This is a genomic window from Flavobacterium sp. ACN2 (assembly GCF_002303885.1).
Taxonomy (GTDB): Bacteria; Bacteroidota; Bacteroidia; order Flavobacteriales; family Flavobacteriaceae; genus Flavobacterium.
Genome location: NZ_MRCM01000001.1, coordinates 348,330 through 369,700, shown reverse-complemented (window position 1 = coordinate 369,700; position 21,371 = coordinate 348,330). Strand labels below are relative to the sequence as shown.

At 33.7% G+C, this 21,371-nt stretch carries 13 protein-coding genes; all 13 read left to right on the top strand.

Features of this window, described 5'->3' with window-relative positions; genetic code table 11:
- Positions 1-15 precede the first annotated feature (15 nt).
- Positions 16-2,109, top strand: a complete 2,094-nt coding sequence (gene pta / locus BSF41_RS01500; RefSeq protein ID WP_095927760.1) for a phosphate acetyltransferase — start codon at positions 16-18, stop codon at positions 2,107-2,109.
- A gap of 68 nt (positions 2,110-2,177) precedes the next feature.
- The gene (locus tag BSF41_RS01495) at positions 2,178-3,362 is read left to right on the top strand and encodes an acetate/propionate family kinase (protein ID WP_095927759.1); all 1,185 of its coding nucleotides are present in this window, start codon (positions 2,178-2,180) and stop codon (positions 3,360-3,362) included.
- A 9-nt stretch (positions 3,363-3,371) separates the two neighbouring features.
- Complete coding sequence (locus BSF41_RS01490; protein WP_095927758.1) at positions 3,372-4,028, top strand: hypothetical protein; 657 nt, start codon at positions 3,372-3,374, stop codon at positions 4,026-4,028.
- Positions 4,029-4,128: 100 nt separating this feature from the next.
- Positions 4,129-6,873, top strand: coding sequence for a LuxR C-terminal-related transcriptional regulator (locus tag BSF41_RS01485; RefSeq protein ID WP_095927848.1), 2,745 nt, complete (start codon positions 4,129-4,131; stop codon positions 6,871-6,873).
- Between the two features lie 244 nt (positions 6,874-7,117).
- The gene (locus BSF41_RS01480) at positions 7,118-10,132 is read left to right on the top strand and encodes a SusC/RagA family TonB-linked outer membrane protein (RefSeq protein WP_095927757.1); all 3,015 of its coding nucleotides are present in this window, start codon (positions 7,118-7,120) and stop codon (positions 10,130-10,132) included.
- Positions 10,133-10,136: 4 nt separating this feature from the next.
- Entirely contained in the window at positions 10,137-11,615 is a 1,479-nt protein-coding gene (locus tag BSF41_RS01475; protein WP_095927756.1) for a RagB/SusD family nutrient uptake outer membrane protein, read from the top strand.
- Between the two features lie 75 nt (positions 11,616-11,690).
- Positions 11,691-13,067 carry a glucoamylase family protein gene (locus tag BSF41_RS01470; RefSeq protein WP_095927755.1) on the top strand — a complete coding sequence of 459 codons (1,377 nt, stop codon included), beginning with the start codon at positions 11,691-11,693 and terminating at the stop codon, positions 13,065-13,067.
- A gap of 6 nt (positions 13,068-13,073) precedes the next feature.
- Positions 13,074-13,475, top strand: a complete 402-nt coding sequence (locus BSF41_RS23900; protein ID WP_253251742.1) for a hypothetical protein — start codon at positions 13,074-13,076, stop codon at positions 13,473-13,475.
- Between the two features lie 3 nt (positions 13,476-13,478).
- On the top strand, positions 13,479-13,787 hold the full coding sequence (locus tag BSF41_RS23895; RefSeq protein WP_253251741.1) for a prolyl oligopeptidase family serine peptidase: 309 nt from the start codon (positions 13,479-13,481) through the stop codon (positions 13,785-13,787).
- Positions 13,788-13,797: 10 nt separating this feature from the next.
- On the top strand, positions 13,798-16,098 hold the full coding sequence (gene bglX, locus BSF41_RS01460) for a beta-glucosidase BglX (RefSeq protein WP_095927754.1): 2,301 nt from the start codon (positions 13,798-13,800) through the stop codon (positions 16,096-16,098).
- A gap of 91 nt (positions 16,099-16,189) precedes the next feature.
- Positions 16,190-16,963, top strand: coding sequence for a glycerophosphodiester phosphodiesterase family protein (locus tag BSF41_RS01455; RefSeq protein WP_095927753.1), 774 nt, complete (start codon positions 16,190-16,192; stop codon positions 16,961-16,963).
- Positions 16,964-16,992: 29 nt separating this feature from the next.
- The gene (locus BSF41_RS01450) at positions 16,993-18,912 is read left to right on the top strand and encodes a discoidin domain-containing protein (protein WP_095927752.1); all 1,920 of its coding nucleotides are present in this window, start codon (positions 16,993-16,995) and stop codon (positions 18,910-18,912) included.
- 174 nt (positions 18,913-19,086) lie between these two features.
- Positions 19,087-21,357, top strand: coding sequence for a hypothetical protein (locus BSF41_RS23875; protein WP_216359035.1), 2,271 nt, complete (start codon positions 19,087-19,089; stop codon positions 21,355-21,357).
- The last annotated feature ends 14 nt before the right edge of the window (positions 21,358-21,371 follow it).

Genomic DNA, 21,371 nt, shown 5'->3' with positions numbered 1-21,371 from the left:
TAAATATAAATAATTATGAGTAAAGCAATATATATAGCCACTAGCGACCATAACAGTGGTAAATCAATTATTACGCTCGGTTTAATGAGTATCTTAATTGGTAAAACGGCTAAAGTAGGTTATTTTAGACCTATAATCGAAGATTTTGTGGATGGTGAGGTAGATAATCATATCGAAACTGTTTTGTCGTATTTTAACCTTGATATTGCGTTTGACGACGCGTATGCTATTACCAAAAGCAGATTGATTAAGAAAAAGAATAAAGGTAAGATAGGAGAGGTTCTTGACTTAATTATTGAAAAATATAAAAAGCTAGAGGAACGTTTTGATTTTGTTTTAGTTGAAGGAACAAGTTTTACAGGCGAGGGAACTTCTATCGAATTAGACTTGAACGTTTTAATTGCCAAAAACCTCGGAATTCCAACCATAATTGTAGGTTCAGGAGTTGGTAAAACCTTAGAAGAACTTTTAGATAGTTTATATCTGGTTTATGATTCTTTCAAAGTAAAAGAGGTTGAAGTGTTATCAGTTTTTGCCAATAAAGTGCAACCAGAAAATATAGAATTGGTTACTACTAGTTTACAAAAAAGTTTACCTTCAAATGTGTTGATTAATACAATTCCGCTTATTTCGAGTTTGAATAATCCGACCATGCAGGAAATCGTACACGAATTGAATGCTAAAGTGCTATTTGGAGAAAATTATCTGAATAATGAAATTGGGCATTACAGTGTAGGAGCGATGCAATTGCATAATTATCTGGTCCATTTGCATGACAATGCGTTAGTTATTACTCCAGGAGACCGTTCTGATATTATTTTAGGTGCTTTACAAGCAAATGAATCAGCAAATTACCCAACTATTTCAGGAATTATCCTGACAGGAAATATTGTTCCAGAGGAAAGTATTTTAAAGCTTATAGAAGGACTTTCTCCTATTGTCCCAATTATTGCTGTTGATGGCGGAACTTATCATATCACCAATAAAATAGGTTCGATTAAATCGGAGATTTACGCGAATAACACACATAAGATCGAAACATCGATTAATACATTTGAAAAGCACGTTCAAATTGAAGCTCTATCACAAAGAGTAATCACTTTCCAACCTGAAGGAATGACTCCAAAAATGTTTCAATACAACATGGTTAAAAGAGCTAAAAAGCATAGAAAACATATTGTATTGCCAGAAGGAAATGATGACCGAATTATTGCAGCAGCTTCAAGATTATTAGATATGGATGTGGTTGATATTTCTATTATTGGAGACAAAAAACAAATTGAAAGCAAAGTGGCAGAACTCGGACTTACATTTGATTTTTCTAAAGTAAACATCATCAATCCGATCGAATCTGAAATGTATGAAGATTATGCTAATACGTACTATGAGCTAAGAAAGGCGAAAAACGTAAGCATTACAATGGCAAGAGATTTAATGGAAGATGTTTCGTATTTTGGAACAATGATGGTGTACAAAGGACACGCAGACGGAATGGTTTCTGGTGCGGCGCACACTACACAGCACACGATTTTACCAGCACTACAATTCATTAAAACAAAACCGAATTCATCTGTAGTTTCTTCTGTATTCTTTATGTGTTTAGAAGATCGAGTTTCTGTTTTTGGAGATTGCGCTATTAATCCAAATCCAACGGCAGAACAATTGGCAGAAATTGCAATTTCTTCTGCAGAATCAAGTTTAGCTTTCGGAATTGAACCAAAAATTGCGATGCTTTCTTATTCTTCTGGATCATCTGGAAAAGGTGATGAAGTAGACAAAGTGAGAGCGGCTACAACAATCGTAAAAGAAAAAAGGCCAGACTTAAAAATCGAAGGACCAATTCAATACGATGCTGCGGTGGATTTAACTGTAGGAAAAAGCAAAATGCCAGATTCAGAAGTAGCAGGGCAAGCTAGCGTATTAATTTTCCCTGATTTAAATACAGGAAATAATACGTATAAAGCCGTTCAAAGAGAAACTGGAGCATTGGCAATTGGTCCAATGTTACAAGGCTTAAATAAACCCGTAAATGACTTAAGTCGCGGTTGTACTGTAGACGATATTATTAATACGGTAGTTATTACAGCAATCCAAGCGCAGGGAATGTAAATTCAATTAAAAATTAAATAATAAACTAAGAACCTTAGCATCTTAGAACCTTAGTACCTTTAAAAAGAATGAAAATACTAATAATAAACTCAGGAAGTTCTTCAATTAAATATCAATTAATGGTAATGCCAGAAAACGAAGTAATCTGTTCTGGAATGATTGATAGAATTGGTTTAGAAACATCAAATATAACTTTTAAAACAGCAACAGCTTCAATCGAAGAAATGCTTCCGATTCCGAATCATAAAGTAGGTTTACAAAAAGTAGCCAATATGCTTTTGGATGCTGAAAAAGGAGTTATTAAATCGACTTCAGAAATTTCGGCAGTGGGACATCGTGTTGTGCATGGAGGAAGCGATTTTAGTGACACCGTAAAAATCGATGAGAAAGTTAAAGAAAAGATCAAACAGCTTTTTGAATTGGCGCCTTTGCATAATCCAGCAAATTTAGAAGGAATTAATGTAGCAGAAGAGATTTTCAGTTCAGCAGAGCAAATTGCTGTTTTTGATACCGCTTTTCATCAGACTATGCCAGAAGTAGCGTATAAATATGCTATTCCAAATTATCTTTTGACAGAAAATAAAGTCCGTGTTTATGGTTTTCATGGAACGAGCCATAAATATGTGTCTGAAAAAGCCATTAATTATTTAGAAAATAATTCTAAAATAATCACGATTCACTTAGGAAATGGCTGCAGTATGGCCGCTGTTAAAAATGGAAAATGTATTGACACTTCAATGGGGTTTTCTCCTTCAAATGGTTTAATCATGGGGACTCGTGCTGGAGATATTGACCAGTCTGTGGTCTTTTATATGATTAAAAATTTAGGATATACTCCAGATGAAGTAAATGCTGTTTTACTGAAACAAAGCGGTATGCTTGGTCTTACAGGCTACAGTGATTTGCGTGATATTGAAGCTGAAGCCGAAAAAGGAAACAAAGATTGCCAGTTGGCATTACATATGAATGCTTATAGAATCAGAAAGACGATTGGTGCTTACGCAGCAGCTCTAAACGGACTTGACGCTATTGTTTTTACTGCGGGAATTGGAGAAAACTCATCATACATGCGTAATTTGATTTGTACAGATATGAATTATTTTGGAATTGAAATTGACGCAGCAAAAAATCAAATTCGTTCTAAAGAATTAAGAGAAATCAATTCAGAAAATGCTACTACAAAAGTTTTAGTTGTTCCAACAGATGAAGAGTATGAAATTGCCAATCAGGTTTTTCAATTACTGGAAAATTAAAATTTAAAAATGGACAATAAACTATTTGAGCTTGAAAAGCAACTTGAAGATTATTCTGGATATTGTCAATTGGACATCGAAAGTCGTTTGTTGTTTCCTGAAAATTTCAGACAAATTTATAAATATAAAATTTTCGGAGACAATCTACTTTCAATCCCAGCAAATTTAATTATCGATGGTGATGATGATGAATTTGAAAAGCCATTTAGTTTTTTAAACACATCAGAAGAATTAGATGTTTTTGAAAAAGAGTTTAGATCTGAAATTTCAGACCATTTTATTCAAATAGGTCATTTATATAATTGTACAGAACTTGTACTGTTAAATAAGATAAAAAATACAGTGCATGTTTTTCATGTTTTTGATATTGCAGATAAAGACTGGTTGAATTATAAATTAGAAAATGGGATTTGTAATTTGAATGAATTTGTAAATAGTATTAGACCACAGACAGTTTGTTGTTTAATCAATCCGAAAAATTATTCTGAATGGGATATATTTGAAATTAGAAATGAGACAGAATTAAAAACTGAAGCAGAATTGATAGAATTTGAAGATAAAAAAACTGTCAATCAAGAATATATTGCACAAGTGAAAAAATCTTTAGAAAAAGGATTTGATATTAATTACGCTCCTCAATCAGTACTACTTAATTTTAAAAAATGATTTTATCTAAATAGTATAAAAAACTCCTCAAGCTTGAGGAGTTTTTTTTGACCTAAAAATTAAATATTTGTGAGTATCTTTGAAGTTAAAAACGAATACTTTGAAATCGATACTTTTTAAATCAGTTATCTTCTTTTTCATCGCTTTACAACTTCAAGCACAAGAATTACTTCCCTTTGTCGAAAATTACAGCAAATCAGATTATCAGGGTGATAATCAGATTTGGAATGTGGCACAAGGAAATGATAATGCGATGTATTTTGCCAATAATCACTATTTGCTTCGTTACGACGGAGTAAAATGGGAAAAATATACACTTCCGAACAAAACGATCATTCGATCTATCCTGATTGAAGGAGATAAAATCTATTCTGGTTCTTATAAAGAATTTGGCTATTGGTATAGAAAAGAAGGAACAATGCACTATGTTTCTATTACCAAAAATCTTAAATTATTTGATGAGAAGGACAACGAGGAAATTTGGAAAATATTCAAATTTAACGGGTCTCTTTATTTTCAATCTTTTAATGATGTTTTTATTTATAATGGAAAAACAATTAAGAAAATTAAATTTCCATTTCTTATTTCTTATTGTTTTGGTGTCGATAAAGATTTATATGTTGCTTCTGTGAGAGACGGAATCTTTAAAATGAAAGGTAAATACATTTCCAATCCAAAAGGATGGAATGTTTTGAAAAATACTGTCGTTCATGCCATAGAAAAGTATCAAAACCAGACTTACATCTTTACACAGAAAAAAGGAGTATTTATTGTAGAAAAAAATGGACTAAGAAGTTGGGAGCATCCAATAAATGAAGTTTTAAAATCGGCTACAATTAATGTGGCAAAATTTGTAAAAAATGAAAAACTAATTATCGGAACTGGAAATCGTGGAATTTTCATTTTAGATTTAAAAACCAATTCATTCAAAAATATTGAACGCAATAATGTCTTAATGAATAATTCGGTTTTAAGTTTAGGGTTGGATAAAGAAAATGATTTGTGGGTTGGTTTAGATAATGGTATTGCGCACGTTGAGGTTAATTCTCCTATTTCTTTCTTTTATGATAATTCTGGACTTTTAGGATCAGTTTATGCGGTTGCTTCAATTAATAAAGGCTATTTAATTGCTTCCAATCATGGAATTTTTGAATATAGTGCCGGAAAGTTTAATATGATGCCTAATACGCAAGGGCAGGGCTGGAATATTTCTCTTATTGATGGAAAATATATTATAGGTCATAATGATGGTACTTTTTCGTATGAAAATAATACGCTGACGAAAATAAATGGTGTTAGTGGAGGTTGGAATATGTCTAAGAGCAGTATTAATGACACTTATTTTCAGTCAACTTACAGCGGTATTCTGGTTTATGACGATCCCTCAAACATGTCTCATTATAAAATCATAAAAGATCTTGCAAAACCTATAAAATATGTAGCTCAAAATAAAAAAAATGAAATTTGGGCTGCAGATAATTATCGTGGTTTGTATCGTGTTTTATTAGATGATAATTACAACACGCTAAAAGTTGAAAATGTCACACAGCAGAGTAAAATACAAAACGATTTTGGGATAAAGATTTTTGAGTTTAGAAAAGAAATACTTTTTCTAATTAATAATTCTTGGTATACCTACAATTCGATAGCTGGTAAATTGGAAGAAAATGAATTGTTTAATACAAGTTTTAAAAATGTAACAGATATTGTTTCCATAGACGATGATCATTTTATGGTGTTGCAAAACGGAATTTTATATCATATTTATGCCGAAGGAAACAAGTTTGTGTGGAATATTATTCAGGAGAAATATTATAAAGGAAAATTAATCAATGAGAATTTAAGGATTTTCAAGAAAGATAATTATTATCTGTTTAATCTCGATGACGGATTTGTTTCACTTAAACTTGAATATGAAAACAAACAAAATTCTGGAGTAAAAATTGAAGCATTTAGTAATGATATTTTAGTTCCTAACGAAGAGAAAGTTAAATTCAATACGGAATTAAAGATTAACGTCATTTCGGGAATTTATGGTGCGAGCAGACCAAATTTGTTTTATAAACTTGATAAGGAAAAAGAATTTATCTCTATTTCAGACGGATTAATCGTTTTGAACAATTTAAGCAGTGGTGATCATACAGTAGAAATATTCAAACACGATGGATCAACTTATGATAAAGTTTCTTCTTATAAATTTAAAGTTGCAGAGCCGTGGTATTTTTCTTTTTGGATGATTCTGTTATATCTTCTTGTTGTTGGTGCCGTTTTATTTTTCTATTATAAATGGAATAAACTTCGCTATATGCAAAAATTAAAATTGCAGGCTGAAGAATTAAAACATCAGAGAGAAATTCTTGAGATGGAGTTGAAGAAAGAAAACGAACTTAATATTCAAGAATATGAAAAACATATCTTGGAATTAGAATTGCAAGCAAAATCTTCAGAAGTAGCGGGTAAATCTTTATCAATTGCCAAACAAACAGAAATGATTGATAAAATTCAAGGTATTTTGGAAACCGAAAAAGATTTTGGCAAACTTAAAAATGAAATTAGAAAAGCAATTAAGATCAATGAAGTGAATAAGCACGAATGGGAAACTTTTGAAACCAATCTGAATCAAATTCACAATGAGTTTATTATTAACCTTTCTAAAAAATATCCACAATTAACTCCAAAGGATATAAAACTGTGTGTTTATCTAAAAATGAACCTTTCTTCTAAAGAAATTGCTCCTATGATGAATATCTCTTTTAGAGGTGTAGAATTGCATAGATATCGTCTTAGAAAGAAGCTAAACCTTACTCAGGACGAAAACCTGTCAAAGTTTTTATTAACTCTGTAAGATTTGGTTTTGTTTTTTACAGAATTTATATTTTTCTATATCATTTTTTATATAATTGCGATACATCATTACTACATCATAATGTTATGTTAAACGAATTTCTTTAACATTTATAGTGTTGATAATCATTATTGTAAGCTAAAATTTTAACATAATGATGTAGCTATGTTGTAGTGGTATTTGATGTACTACAACGTTGTAATTGCTTAATTTGGCTCTACTAACTTAAACGATTACGTACTGTATGAAAAATTTTATTTTTAGCTTTTTAGCGCTCTTGCTGCTGCCTACCTATATGATGGGGCAAGCTCAAGCAATTAAAGGAAAAGTAGTAGACAGTAATGGAATGGGAATTCCAGGAGCAATTATCGCTTCAGCTGATGCTAGAGCAACTGCAGATGCAGATTTCGACGGAAACTTTACAATTAATGCAAAACCTGGAGACATTTTAAAAGTTTCTATGTTGGGTTTTGATTCGGTTTCTGTACCGGCTACTGCCGCACCAATGTCAATAACCTTAAAAGAAGCGGGTGATACTGCTTTAAAAGAAGTAGTTGTAATTGGATACGGTACAAGAAAGAAAATTGATAATACTTCGGCTGTAAGCTCAATTAAGTCCGAAGAGATTACCAAAATGAAAGTAATAAATGCTTCTCAAGCTATTCAAGGTAAAGCTGCAGGGGTACAAGTTGCTACTTCAGACGCACCAGGAAGTACACCTTCTATTGTTATTAGAGGGGTTGGTACTGCATTAGGAGGAAGAAATCCATTATATGTTGTGGATGGTATGCCTACTGATAACATTAATAATATCAACTCAAATGATATTACTTCTTACGAGGTTTTAAAAGATGCTTCTGCACTTGCTATTTATGGAACAAGAGGTGCAAATGGGGTAATCATGATTACTACTAAAACAGGTAAAGGAAAACTTACTGTAGATATTGATAGCTATGCTGGTTTTAGATCTCCTCTAAAGAAAGTGAAAATGGCAAATGCTGACCAATATATTCAGTATAATAATGCGGCATTTATTAGTCAGTTTCCTGCTGGAAGATTTTCTCAAAATCAACCGTATAATACAAACTGGTTTGATGAAATAACAAGAACAGGAGTTTACACTCAAAATAACGTATCGCTTTCTGGATCAGGAGAAAATATTAAATATTTCTTTAGTGTTGGTAATTACGAAGAAGAGGGTATCTTAAAAGGAACTGAATACGGGCGTACTACTTTTAGAAGTAATAATGAGTACAAAATTTCGGAGAAACTTAAAATTAGCCAAAATTTCAGTGTTAGTTCTATAAAAAATACTCCACAGCCAATGTCTGCATTCACATCTGCTTACAGACAATCGCCTTTAGTTCCGGTACGTTTTCCTAATGGAAAATATGGTGTGCCATTTATACAAAATGGAGTTATTTCTCAAACGGGAGATTCATTCAACTCAGTTGGAAACCCTGTTGTTGCCTTAGATTATAACAACGAGCAACAAAAAACAGTTACACTTCAAGGTGGATTAAGATTAGATTGGGATATCATGAAATCATTGAAGTTTACATCTCAATTTAATGGAGAATATTTTACTTATAAACAATATAATTTTGTTGATAATTTAGGTCTTTGGTTAGCAGCTGATCCAAGCAGAGTAGAAGCTTCTTATGACAAAAAGAGTTTGAATACAAACACTTTGACAAGAAATACTGATGATTATTTCAACTGGAATTTATCGAACTATTTTACTTATAACAAAGTTTTTGCTGAAATTCATGATGTTGAAGTTACTGCAGGTATTGAGGCTAACGTAATTGGAACTAGATCAAAAACTACTGCGGATATTAGAAATGTAAATCCAAATAGTAACTATTGGGGACTTGATGGTATTAATTACGCACAAAATGGAGGTGTAACTACATATAAAGCTGTAAATGATAATCAAGCTAGATTAGCATCATATTTTGCACGTTTTCAATATAAATTATTGGACAGATATTTATTAACAGGTACTGTAAGACGTGACGGATCTTCAAATTACTCTAACGACTACCGTTGGGGGACATTCCCATCAGTTGGTATTGGATGGATTGTAACAAAAGAAAGCTTCTTATCTGATATTAAAAATTTAGATTTATTAAAAGTTAGAGGTTCTTGGGGTAAATTAGGAAACCAAAAAGTGCCATTAAACATTCAGTCATTTACATCTGGAGTAGATTATAATGGAGGTTCTGGAACAACTATTAATTCGCAAATTGATCCAAGTTTATCATGGGAAATTGTAGAAGAAGCTTCTGCAGGTATTGATGTTGAGTTATTTAATAGCAGATTGAAAGGATCGTTTGATGTTTACAGTAAAAATACTAACAATGCTATTTTAAATGTTACGCCTTATTCAACTTCAGGAATTACTGTAGAATCTCCAACACACGTAGGTGAGGTATCTAATAAAGGGTACGAAATCGCTTTACGTTGGGATGATAAAATCACAGATAACTTAAGTTACTGGGTAGGAGGAAATTTCTCTCATAACAAAAATGAATTAGCTAGTTTGAAAAATGTAAGACTTGCAACAATTAATGGTGGTTCATTAGGAAATGGTCAAGTAACAAAAATACTTGATAATACATCAGTAGGACAGCCTTTAGGTAGTTTCTATATGTACGAATATGCAGGGGTTGATCCAGCAAACGGACAAATGTTGTACTATACAGCAGACGGAAATAAGGTAGCTCAAGGTGCTTTAGATCAAACTAAAGACAGAAAATATGTAGGTTCAGTTTTACCAACTTCTACTTACGGGGTTACTTTAGGATTAAATTACAAAAATATTGATTTCTCTGTAGACGGATATGGAACAGGTGGAGCCAAAGTATATAATGGAAAAAAAGCGCAGCGTTTTTATGGAGAAAATGTAGAAACGTCTTTACTTAATGACATGTGGACTCCAACAAACACATCAGGATCTAATCCAGCTCCATTTAATCAGGTTCCAGTAGCATCAACTTATTATTTAGAATCTGGAGATTTTTTCAGAATCAATAATATCACATTAGGATATAAACTTCCATTAAAAGAAGAAGGTTTTATTAACTATTGTAGAATCTACGTAAATGCTATGAATCCTTTCATTAGCCAAAAATTTTCAGGATTCTCACCTGAGGTTTTAGGAGATGGTGAATTAGTTAAAGGTACTCAGGGAGTAGAGTTAGATGCTTATCCAGCATTAAAAACATTTGTAGTTGGTGCAAACTTAAAATTTTAATATCATGAAACGATTATATATATCACTTTTTATACTTTCTGGTTTGTTTGTATCTGGATGTTCAGATGAATTTTTGGAAGTAGATCAGACAAAAAATATTCCAGCAGATCCTGCTTTAGTGGATAGCGATGCAGGGGCTACATCAATGGTTGATGCAGTTTATAATATATTTTTATCTTGGGACATGTCTTCTTTTGCTTGGAACGGGGTAAGCAGTATTATGACTGACGACGCAGATAAAGGTTCAGATCCAGGAGATACTGGTACAGATAAAGACGTTTTAGATGCTTTAACTTTCAATTCTTCTACACCATCTTTTAGTAGTATCTGGAATTATAATTATGCAGGAATCAACAGAGCTAATCAAGCATTAGCAATGTTTCCAAAGCTTAAGCAAGTATCTCCAGCTTTAAAAACAAGATTAGAAGGAGAAGCTAAGTTTTTAAGAGCTTTTATGTATTTTACTTTAGTTAAAGGATATGGAGGAGTTCCAATTGTTGACCGTTTGCCAATTCCTGGAAATGAAGAAGACAGACTTATGCAGTTAACTCGTAAAACTCCAGCTGAAGTTTATGCCTTTATCGAAAAAGATTTAAATGACGCTATCGAAGCTTTGCCATTAAAATCTTCATATAGTGGAAATGACGTTGCACGTGCTTCTAAAGGAGCTGCTTATGCTTTGTTAGCTAAGGTTAATTTATACCAAAAAAACTGGCAAAAAGTAATTGACAATTGCAATCAAGTAACAGGTTATTCTTTAGTTTCTGACTATTCTCTACAATACAAGAAAGAAGGAGAGTTTGGTCCAGAGTCAATTTTTGAAATTAATGGAATTGGAGGAACTTCTTCTCCAGGATATGGAATAGGAAATTATACTGTTTCTCAAGCGCCTAGAGGTGCTGGAGGATGGGGATGGGGTTTCAATACACCATCTCAAGGACTTGCTGACGCATATGAAGCTGGAGATGTAAGAAGAGCTGCAACCATTATTTTTAGAGGTTCTGTTTTGTATGATGGTAGAGAGGTGGCATCTACTGTATCTAACCCAATGTACAATTATAAAGCATATTCATCAGCGTTTTACAATCAGGAATTTACAGATGTAAATCTTAGATATTTAAGATATGCTGAGGTAATATTAATGAAGGCTGAGGCTCTAAATGAATTAGGACAAACTTCAGAAGCGATTCCTTTGATCAATCAAATTAGACATAGAGCGGGATTAGGTGATACTCCAGCAACAGGTCAGTCAGATGTTAGAAAAGCAATTTATAAAGAAAGAAGATTAGAATTTGCTTTTGAGCACGACAGATGGTTTGATCTTGTAAGAACAGGACAGGCAGAAGCAGCTATGAAAGCTGATGTTAGCGCTACTTTCCCTAACGGAAAAACTTTTATAGTGGGTAAACATGAGTTATATCCAATTCCAGCTTTAGTGGTTCAACAATCTGGAGGGGTAACAACACAAAACCCTGGTTATTAATCAAAATCTTAAAAATCACTTCCCTTTAGATTTTCTAAGGGAAGTGATTATTTATTAAAATCTTAAATTTTTATAATGGTTAGAATTTCAGTTTTATTTTTAGCTTTTACTTTTTTTAGTTGTGGATCCAATGCCGATAAGTCGAAAGAAAATGTACAGGAAAATACTTCTGGCGTTACTGCATTAACAGACGAGCAGCTTTTAGATGCTGTTCAAAAACAAACTTTTAAATACTTCTGGGACTATGCAGAACCAAATTCTGGATTAGCGAGAGAACGTTATCATCCTGACGGAGTTTATCCTGAAAATGATTCGAATATCGTTACAACAGGTGGTTCAGGTTTCGGATTAATGGCACTTGTTTCAGGAATGTCTCAAGGTTATATTACTAAAGAGCAAGGGGTAGAAAGACTTAACAAAATTGCAGATTTTTTAGGCAAAGCAGATCGTTTTCATGGAGCATGGTCTCATTGGATTGACGGAAATACAGGAAAAGTAAAACCTTTTGGAACCAAGGATAATGGTGGTGATTTAGTCGAAACTTCATTTTTGGTTGCAGGAATGATTACCGTTCGTGAATATCTTAAAGATGGTTCTGAAAAAGAAAAAGCGGTAGCACAAAAATTTGATGCACTTTGGAAAGGTGTTGACTGGCAATGGTACACAAATAATAAAAATGTTTTGTACTGGCACTGGTCTCCGAGCTATGCTTGGGAGATGAATTTTCCATTAGAAGGATATAACGAATGTCTTATTACTTACGTAATGGCAGCGTCTTCACCAACGCATGCAATCGATGCGAAAGCATATCACGAAGGATGGGCGAGAAGCGGTGGTATAGTTTCTTCAAAAACAAAATACAATATCCCACTTATTTTAAAGCATAATGGTGCAGAAGAATTTGGAGGTCCATTATTCTGGGCGCATTATTCTTATGTAGGTTTAGATCCAAACCAGTTGACAGATAAATATGCTAACTATTGGGATTTAAATGTTAATCAGACTAAAATTAACTACGAATATTGTGTTGAAAATCCGAAAAAAATTGCGGGTTATGGACCAGAATATTGGGGATTAACAGCATCATATTCAAGAAATCCTGACGGTTCTATTGGATATAATGCACATATGCCAAGTAACGATCAAGGTGTGATTTCTCCGACAGCGGCAATTAGCTCAATCGTTTATACGCCAAAAGAATCAATGACATTTATTCGCAATTTATATGAGAATCATAAAGATGAAACTTGGGGAAATGCAGGTTTTTATGATGCTCTTAGTTTAGGAAATAAATGGGTGGCAAAACGTTATTTGGCAATTGATCAAGGTCCAGAAGTTGTAATGATCGAAAATTACAGAACAGGATTATTGTGGAAATTGTTTATGAATGCTCCAGAAGTAAAACAAGGCTTAACAAAACTTGGATTTAAATCTGGAAAATACGGAATTTAAGGTTCTATGAAAAATAAGTTAGCATTTATATTTCTGTTGTTTTCTATAGTTGTTTTTGGGCAGAGTGAAACAACTGGAAAAATCAATACAGTTATAATGTCTAAATATGAACTGGGATATGTTTTACATCGTCCAGCGAATGTTAAGGAGAAAAAACCATTGATTGTTTTTATTTCGGGCGATGGAGAAAAAGGAACCGATTTGGAGAAAGTAAAAATTAATGGTCCTTTAAAATATTTAAAAACACACCAATTAGACGCTTATGTTTTGGCCCCGCAATGCAAAGAAGACGAAAATTGGGATATAGAATCAATTTATCAGCTGATTGTAAAAATTCAGAAAGAGAATAAAATCGATTCAGAAAGAATATATGTTACTGGTTTGAGCTCAGGAGGTTGGGCTTCTTAGAATTTGGCTTTTTCACATCCGGATCTATTTGCAGCAAATGTACCTGTCGCGGGTTTTGTAGATTTAATTCAGTTAGAACATGCTTGTGAAATAGCTAATATTCCAACCAGAATTTTCCACGGATTACAGGATAATGTGGTAAATGTAAATTATGCCATCACGATTTATAATGAATTGAAAAAATGTAATGCCAAAGATGTAAAGCTGACCATTTTTGATGATGCAAATCATGACAGCTGGACAAGAGTTTATGATAACAAAGAGATCTATGACTGGATGTTACAGCAAAGAAAAACGAATACAAACAAATAAATAGAATAGAATGAAAAACAAATTAGTCTTACTTTTTTTAGGATGCGCTGTTTTGGGTTATGCTCAAAAAAAGCCAGCTAAAAATACAGTGAAAATTAAACCAAAGTCTGAATTTGTGGCGGAGTTAATGTCAAAAATGACTTTAGACGAGAAATTGGGTCAGTTAAACTTGCCAACATCTGGTGATATTACCACTGGGCAGGCAAACAGCTCAAATGTGGCAAAAAATATTGCTGAAGGAAAAGTGGGTGGTTTGTTCAACATTAAATCAGTTCAAAAAATTAAAGAAGTGCAGAAAATTGCGGTTGAAAAAAGCCGTTTAAAAATTCCGTTGCTTTTTGGTATGGACGTTATTCACGGTTACGAAACAACATTCCCAATTCCGTTAGGATTATCTTGTACTTGGGATATGGGATTAATTGAGAGAAGTGCACAAATTGCTGCAAAAGAAGCCAGTGCAGACGGAATTAACTGGACATTTTCTCCAATGGTTGATGTTTCTCGCGATCCAAGATGGGGAAGAGTTTCTGAAGGTTCAGGAGAAGATCCATACTTAGGAAGCCAGATTGCCAAAGCAATGGTGAATGGTTACCAACAGCATGATCTTTCAAAAAACAACTCAATTTTAGCTTGTGTTAAGCACTTTGCATTATATGGAGCTCCAGAAGGTGGACGTGATTACAACACTGTCGATATGAGCCACATCAGAATGTTTAATGACTATTTCCCTCCTTACAAAGCTGCAGTAGATGCTGGTGTAGGTTCGGTTATGGCTTCTTTCAACGAAGTTGACGGAATTCCAGCAACAGGAAACAAATGGTTAATGACAGATGTTTTAAGAAAACAATGGGGTTTTAAAGGATTTGTAGTAACAGATTTTACTGGAATTCCTGAAATGATTGAGCACGGAATGGGAGATTTACAAGCAGTTTCTGCTCAATCTCTAAATGCTGGTGTTGAAATGGATATGGTTGGAGAAGGTTTCTTAGGAACTTTGAAAAAATCTTTGGACGAAGGAAAAGTAAAAATCGAAACAATCGATAATGCTGTAAAACTTATTCTAGAAGCAAAATACGACTTAGGATTATTCCAAGATCCGTATAGATATTGTGATGAGAAGAGAGCAAAAACGGAGATTTTTACAACAGATAGCAGAAAAGAAGCACGTGATATTGCTGCACAATCTTTAGTTTTATTAAAAAACCAAAACCAGCTTTTACCACTTAAAAAATCTGGAACAATTGGTTTAATCGGACCATTGGCAGATGCTAAAGAAAATATGCCAGGAACTTGGAGTGTGGCTACAAAAATGGAAAATGCCGTTTCATTATTGAGAGGTATTAAAGAAGTAGCGGGAGCTGGAACTAAAGTTTTATATGCAAAAGGAAGTAACTTAGATTACGATGAAACTTTTGAAACTAATGCGACAATGTTCGGTAAAACCTTACACCGTGATGCTCGTTCAAAAGAAGATTTATTGGCAGAAGCTTTAAAAGTGGCAGAGCAGTCAGATGTAATTGTTGCAGCTTTAGGAGAATCTGCAGAAATGAGCGGAGAATCTAGCAGTCGTACAAACTTAGAAATTCCACAAGCGCAGAAAGATTTATTAAATGCGTTATTAAAAACTGGAAAACCAGTTGTTTTAGTTTTATTTGATGGACGTCCGTTAGTAATTACAGACGAAGAAAAAACAGTTCCAGCAATTTTAAATGCTTGGTTTGCTGGTACAGAAGCTGGTTATGCAATTGCTGATGTGTTATTCGGAGAAGTAAATCCTTCAGGAAAATTAACTTCAACTTTCCCAAGAAGTGTTGGACAGTTACCAATTTATTATGCACACAAAAATACAGGAAGACCACTTTCTAACACAGAAGGGAAATTCGAGAAATTCAGATCAAATTATATTGACGAAAGAAACGAGCCTTTATTCCCATTCGGATTTGGTTTAAGCTACACGACTTTTGATTATTCAAACTTGAAAATTTCTTCTGATAAAATGAATCCATCTGGAAAATTGAAAGTAACTGTTGATGTAACAAATACTGGAAATTTTGACGGAAAAGAAACAGTTCAATTATACATTAGAGATTTAGTTGGTTCAGTAACAAGACCAGTTAGAGAATTAAAAGGTTTCCAAAAAATAGCACTTAAAAAAGGTGAAAAACAGACAGTAAGTTTTGATATTACTGTTGAAGATTTAAAATTTTATAACTCTGATTTACAATTTGTAGCAGAGCCAGGGCAGTTTGATATTTTCGTTGGAGGAAATTCAAATGCCGATAAGAAAGTTAGTTTTGAGTTAACTAAATAGTTGGTTTATTTGATTAGTGAAAAGCCCTTCGTTTGGAGGGCTTTTTTTCTAAAAAGACAAAACCTTTTTGTAATTTTTTAACTACGTTATTATGAATAAAATTAAAATATTTAGTGCCGTATGTCTTATTGCTTTCTCTTATTGCAATGCGCAAAAAAATGCAATAGTAGCACATCGCGGAGCTTGGAAAAAGAATAATCTGCCTGAAAATTCTATTGCATCATTAAGACATGCAATAGATTTAAAATTGCCAGGATCAGAGTTTGACGTTTGGAGAACAGCAGATGATTCACTTGTAATCAATCATGATGCCCATTACAACAAACTGCTTATTGAAGAAACGAATTATGCAGATTTGATAAAGTTTAAACTTTCTAACGGAGAAAAACTTCCAACACTACATGAATATATTTCAGAAGGAATGCGAAATAATAAGCATACACTTTTGGTTTGCGAAATTAAACCTTCGGAAATCAGTAAAGAAAGAGGACAAAAAACGGGTGTAGCAGCAGTCGAAACCATTAAAAAATTAAAAGCCGATAAAAATACCTGCTACATCAGTTTTGATTACGATATTCTAAAAAAAATCAGAGCAATAGATCCGAAAACTTCTCTGCAATATTTAGAAGGGAATAAATCTCCAAAAGAGGTAAAAGCGGATAAAATTAACGGTGTTGATTACCATTATTCTGTTTTTCAAAAACATCCTGAATGGATACAAGAAGCAAAGGATAATAAAATTATTCTAAATGCTTGGACTGTTAATGAGGCTAAAGATATGGATTGGATTATTGCACACAAATTCAATTACATTACTACAAACGAACCCGAACTTTTAAAGGAAAGAAAAGAGATTAAAAAATAAGTTGTAAAGCTTAACTAAAGAATCTAACCATGAAGAATATATATAAACAATTTAAGCCAATTTTATTGCTTTCGATACTTTTCGGAAGTAGTCTTTCGGCACAAAATTCTGGGAAAACAGAATGGTTTGACCCTAGCAGACCGGCAACAACATATTGTAATCCGATAAATATTGGGTACAATTTTACGACTCATAATCACAACGGAATTCCAGAATCACGCCGTTCAAGCGCGGACCCAGTAATTATTACTTATAAAGGCGAATATTATTTATTTGCAACCAATCAGGCTGGTTTCTTTTGGAGTAAAGACATGTCAGACTGGAATTTTGTTTACGGAAGTTTCCAGAGACAGCCAGGAGATGACGACCAATGTGCTCCAGCAGCATGGGTTGTAAATGATACTTTGTTTTATGTTGGGTCAACTTGGAAGAGGGATCATCCGATTTGGAAAACGGCAGATCCGAAATCGGGAAGATGGACACGTCACGTAGACAAAGCAATGCTGCCAACTTGGGATCCAGCGATTTTTCAAGATGATGACAAAAAAGTATATATGTACTACGGCTCAAGCGGAAAACTACCTCTTGTAGGTGTTGAGGTTGATTATAAAACTTGGCTTCCAAAAGGAAATCAAGCAGACTATGCAGAATTGTATAAAGCGACAGAAGTAGAGGATATTCAGAAAGTTTATGGACAAGTTAAAGAAGTAGCTATATTAGATCCTTCGGCTCACGGATGGGAGCGTTTTGGACCAAATAACGATATGGAACCTGCACCCTGGGGGAATTTTATTGAAGGAGCTTGGATGACCAAACATAACGGAAAATATTACATGCAATATGGAGCGCCTGCTACCGAATTTAAAGGCTACGCAAATGGTGTTCATGTTGGAGATAATCCGTTAGGGCCATTTACGTACCAAAAACATAATCCGATGTCATATAAACCAGGTGGATTTGTAATTGGAGCAGGACACGGAAATACTTTCGCAGATAATTATGGAAATTACTGGAATACAGGAACGTGCAAAATCTCTATTAAAGATCGTTTTGAGCGTCGTATAGATATGTTTCCTGCCGGATTTGATAAAGATGATGTAATGTATTCGATCACAGCTTATGGAGATTTTCCAATTGTATTGCCAACAGCCCAACGTGATCAAACAAAAGGAGCTTCTTCTGGATGGATGCTGCTTTCTTATAAAAAGCCCGTAACGGTTTCTTCTTCAGAAGAATGTATGGAAGTAGAAACACACAGAATGGATAATGGCGGTAAAAAAGTATATGAGAAATTCTGTTATGGACCAGAAAATCTTACCGATGAAAACATTCAAACCTATTGGTCTGCAAAAACTAGCAATCCAGGAGAATGGCTTCAAATGGATTTAGGAAGACAAATGGAAATTAATGCTTTACAAATTAACTACGCAGATCATAAAGCAACGCAGTTTAATAAAGCAATGGATATCTATTATCAATATAAAATCTATATGTCTGATGATGCTCAAAATTGGACTTTGGTTGTGGATAAATCTAAAAATGATAAAGATGCACCTCATGATTATGTAGAGCTTTCAAAATCTATTAAAGCGCGTTACATTAAAATGGAGAATATTCATAATGCATCTGGTTTGTTTGCAATTTCAGATTTTAGAGTTTTTGGAAACGGATTGGCAGCAAAACCAAAAGCTGTTGCTTCTTTTAAAGTAGACAGAAACAAGGCAGATTTTAGAAATGCTATGATTTCGTGGAAAAAACAAGCTGATGCAATTGGTTACAATATTTATTACGGAATCGAACCAGATAAATTGTATAACAGCATTATGGTTTTCGGTGATAATACCTATGATTTTAGAGGTTTAGATAAAGGAACAAAATATTATTTTACTATTGAGCCTTTTAATGAAAACGGAATCGGAACGAAAAATAAGATTATTGAAGTAAAGTAGCTGTCTACAGCTTATTTTATGGTTTTGTATTGAAACCGCCTCATTTTTGAGGCGGTTTTTTTATGTTTTGACAATTGATAACTGTTAAAAAAATAAATGTAAAATATTTATTGTAAAAAAAATTGTACGTTTATTATAAAATAAGATTTTACTTATAATTTTAAATGTTTTTCTATGAGCAAAGTAAAAATATATGGCAATCCCAATCCTGTGATAGGGATAAAAGAATATTACTCTATACATGATTTTTTTGGCAGTTCTGCTCCATCAAAATTCATTGAGCCATTGGAAAATATACCTGACGAAAATATCAAATGGAGTGTCTGGATATTATTGGGAGATACATGGACAAAAATGGCCAAAAACAATAAAACGGGTGCGACCGTAGACTATACATTTACCCAAACCAGCCTTAAACGCAAAGGAATCAGGATGCTTGTTGATGCCAACGGCGAAAAAGCAGTTTTGGATATAAAAACCAAAAATAATTCAGAAAGCAAAATACTGCATATCGAAATTCTTGATAATCTAGGAAAAAAGCCCACGAAATTATTTAGCTATGGCGAAACCATTACAGCTCGCGTGCATTGCCTTAATATGGAAAAATTTCGCATAAATGTTACTTTATGGGAGAATGATGGAGGCAAAAAAGACCTTTCCGACATTGTCATGGACACAAAAGAAGCCAATGTATTGCAAGGGAAAGCCGATGTAGAATTTACTTTTGATCCTAGTAAAGTATGGCTTGCCAATATAAAATCGGCACCTGGTGAGTCAAACGAAGGCGCATTTCATGAATATTATGTAACGGCTGAGTTTTACAAAAAAGTTTCAAAACCTACCCAAGATGTTAATGTCATCAATCCGGATTATAAAGTAGATATATTTTCAAAAACTTCTACTTTTAAACCATCTGAAACAGAAACCCAAAAAACATCTCCCAAAGAACAAAAGGGCGCTTCTAAAAAAGAAACTAGAGGAATAGCAAAAAAAGATGAAAAAGCTCATGATTATCATGAGCAGAAAGTTGATATACAGCCTACTATTGTTTTCAATCCAAACCAAGAGTTTATTAATAGTTTGATGATGGTTGATGTTGGGGATTCTATGTGGCATCAGAAAAAAGGTATTTGTATCTGTAAAGAAAATAATTTCTACTGGAGCAACAAATTAACTTGTGACGAGCGCAAAAAAGTACTCGAAGTATGTGCAAAACTTTGGGGAGAAGATAAAAAGAAAAACAAGGCAAGCGAACTGATGGCAGTTATGCATTTGGAGACTGGCGAAAAAAATATGTTCAAGCCCTATGCTGATAACGGGGCTGGATATTCTGGCTTGATACAGTTCAGCGATGCCTCGGCAAGAAATTTAGGGACCACAAGGTCTGCCTTAAAAGCAATGACTTTTATAGAACAAATGGACTACGTCTATAAATATTTTGCGTCCAAAACAGAAATAGCCACAATGGTCGACTTGTATCTGCATGTTTTGAAGCCAAATGCAGTAGGAAACGGCAATAACCCAGATTATGTGATTTTTGACGAAAGCATCTCAGTGCCAGACGGCGACGGAAGCCAAACAAGCCTCGAACAGCGAAAAATAAATATCAATAAAGAACCGTGGGTTACCAAGTACGGTTATTCTTCCAACCCTTCCTTCATGAAAGGTGAGGAACATAGTAGACGAAGAAAATGGGTCTACACCAGACAGCGTTTTGAAGACCGCTGGGGATTCATAAACGGCAAAACCACAGTTGCCGATGTGGAGCAGGAATTAAAGGAGTCTCATTACAACCCCGGAGCAAAGGAAATTTTTAGCGGTGCATGTAAGAATGCAGTAGCAGATGATAGTAATTCAAATAGTGATAATGATTTACCTCCATGGATTAATGTTGCAATAACTGAAGAAAAAAAAATAATTAGAGAATCAACTCATTGTCAATATATAATTGATGTCTATGAAGCAAGTACAGATAATTATAAGCTAAGTAGATGCACAGGCTCAAGATCTGAGGCGGCTTGGTGTGCGGCATTTGTTAATTATTGTTTGGAAACATCTGGTTATCAATCCCAACAAGACCCAGGTGCAATTTGGTATAGTAAAATAAATAGGGTAAAAAGAGAGAGGAATGGTCCATATGAAATAGATGAATTTTGGGCAAAAAAACATAGTACTATGTATATTGGAGGAATCGTAGTTTGGGCAAATAATGGACATGCAACTTTTATAGTAGGAATTGATAAAAGCAATCCTAATAACTATTTATATTTAGGAGGAAATCAAGATGATGGTGTTCGATTTTGGTCTATGCCAAAAACAAAAGTTCATCCATTTTGTTTAATACCAATCGATTATGAAGAAGAGTTGATGCCTTTAGAAATGATTGAACCATCTGATTTGAGTCCTAATGCAGTAAAGTACGCAGAAGGAGGTAGGACTGCCTAACTTAAATATAACTA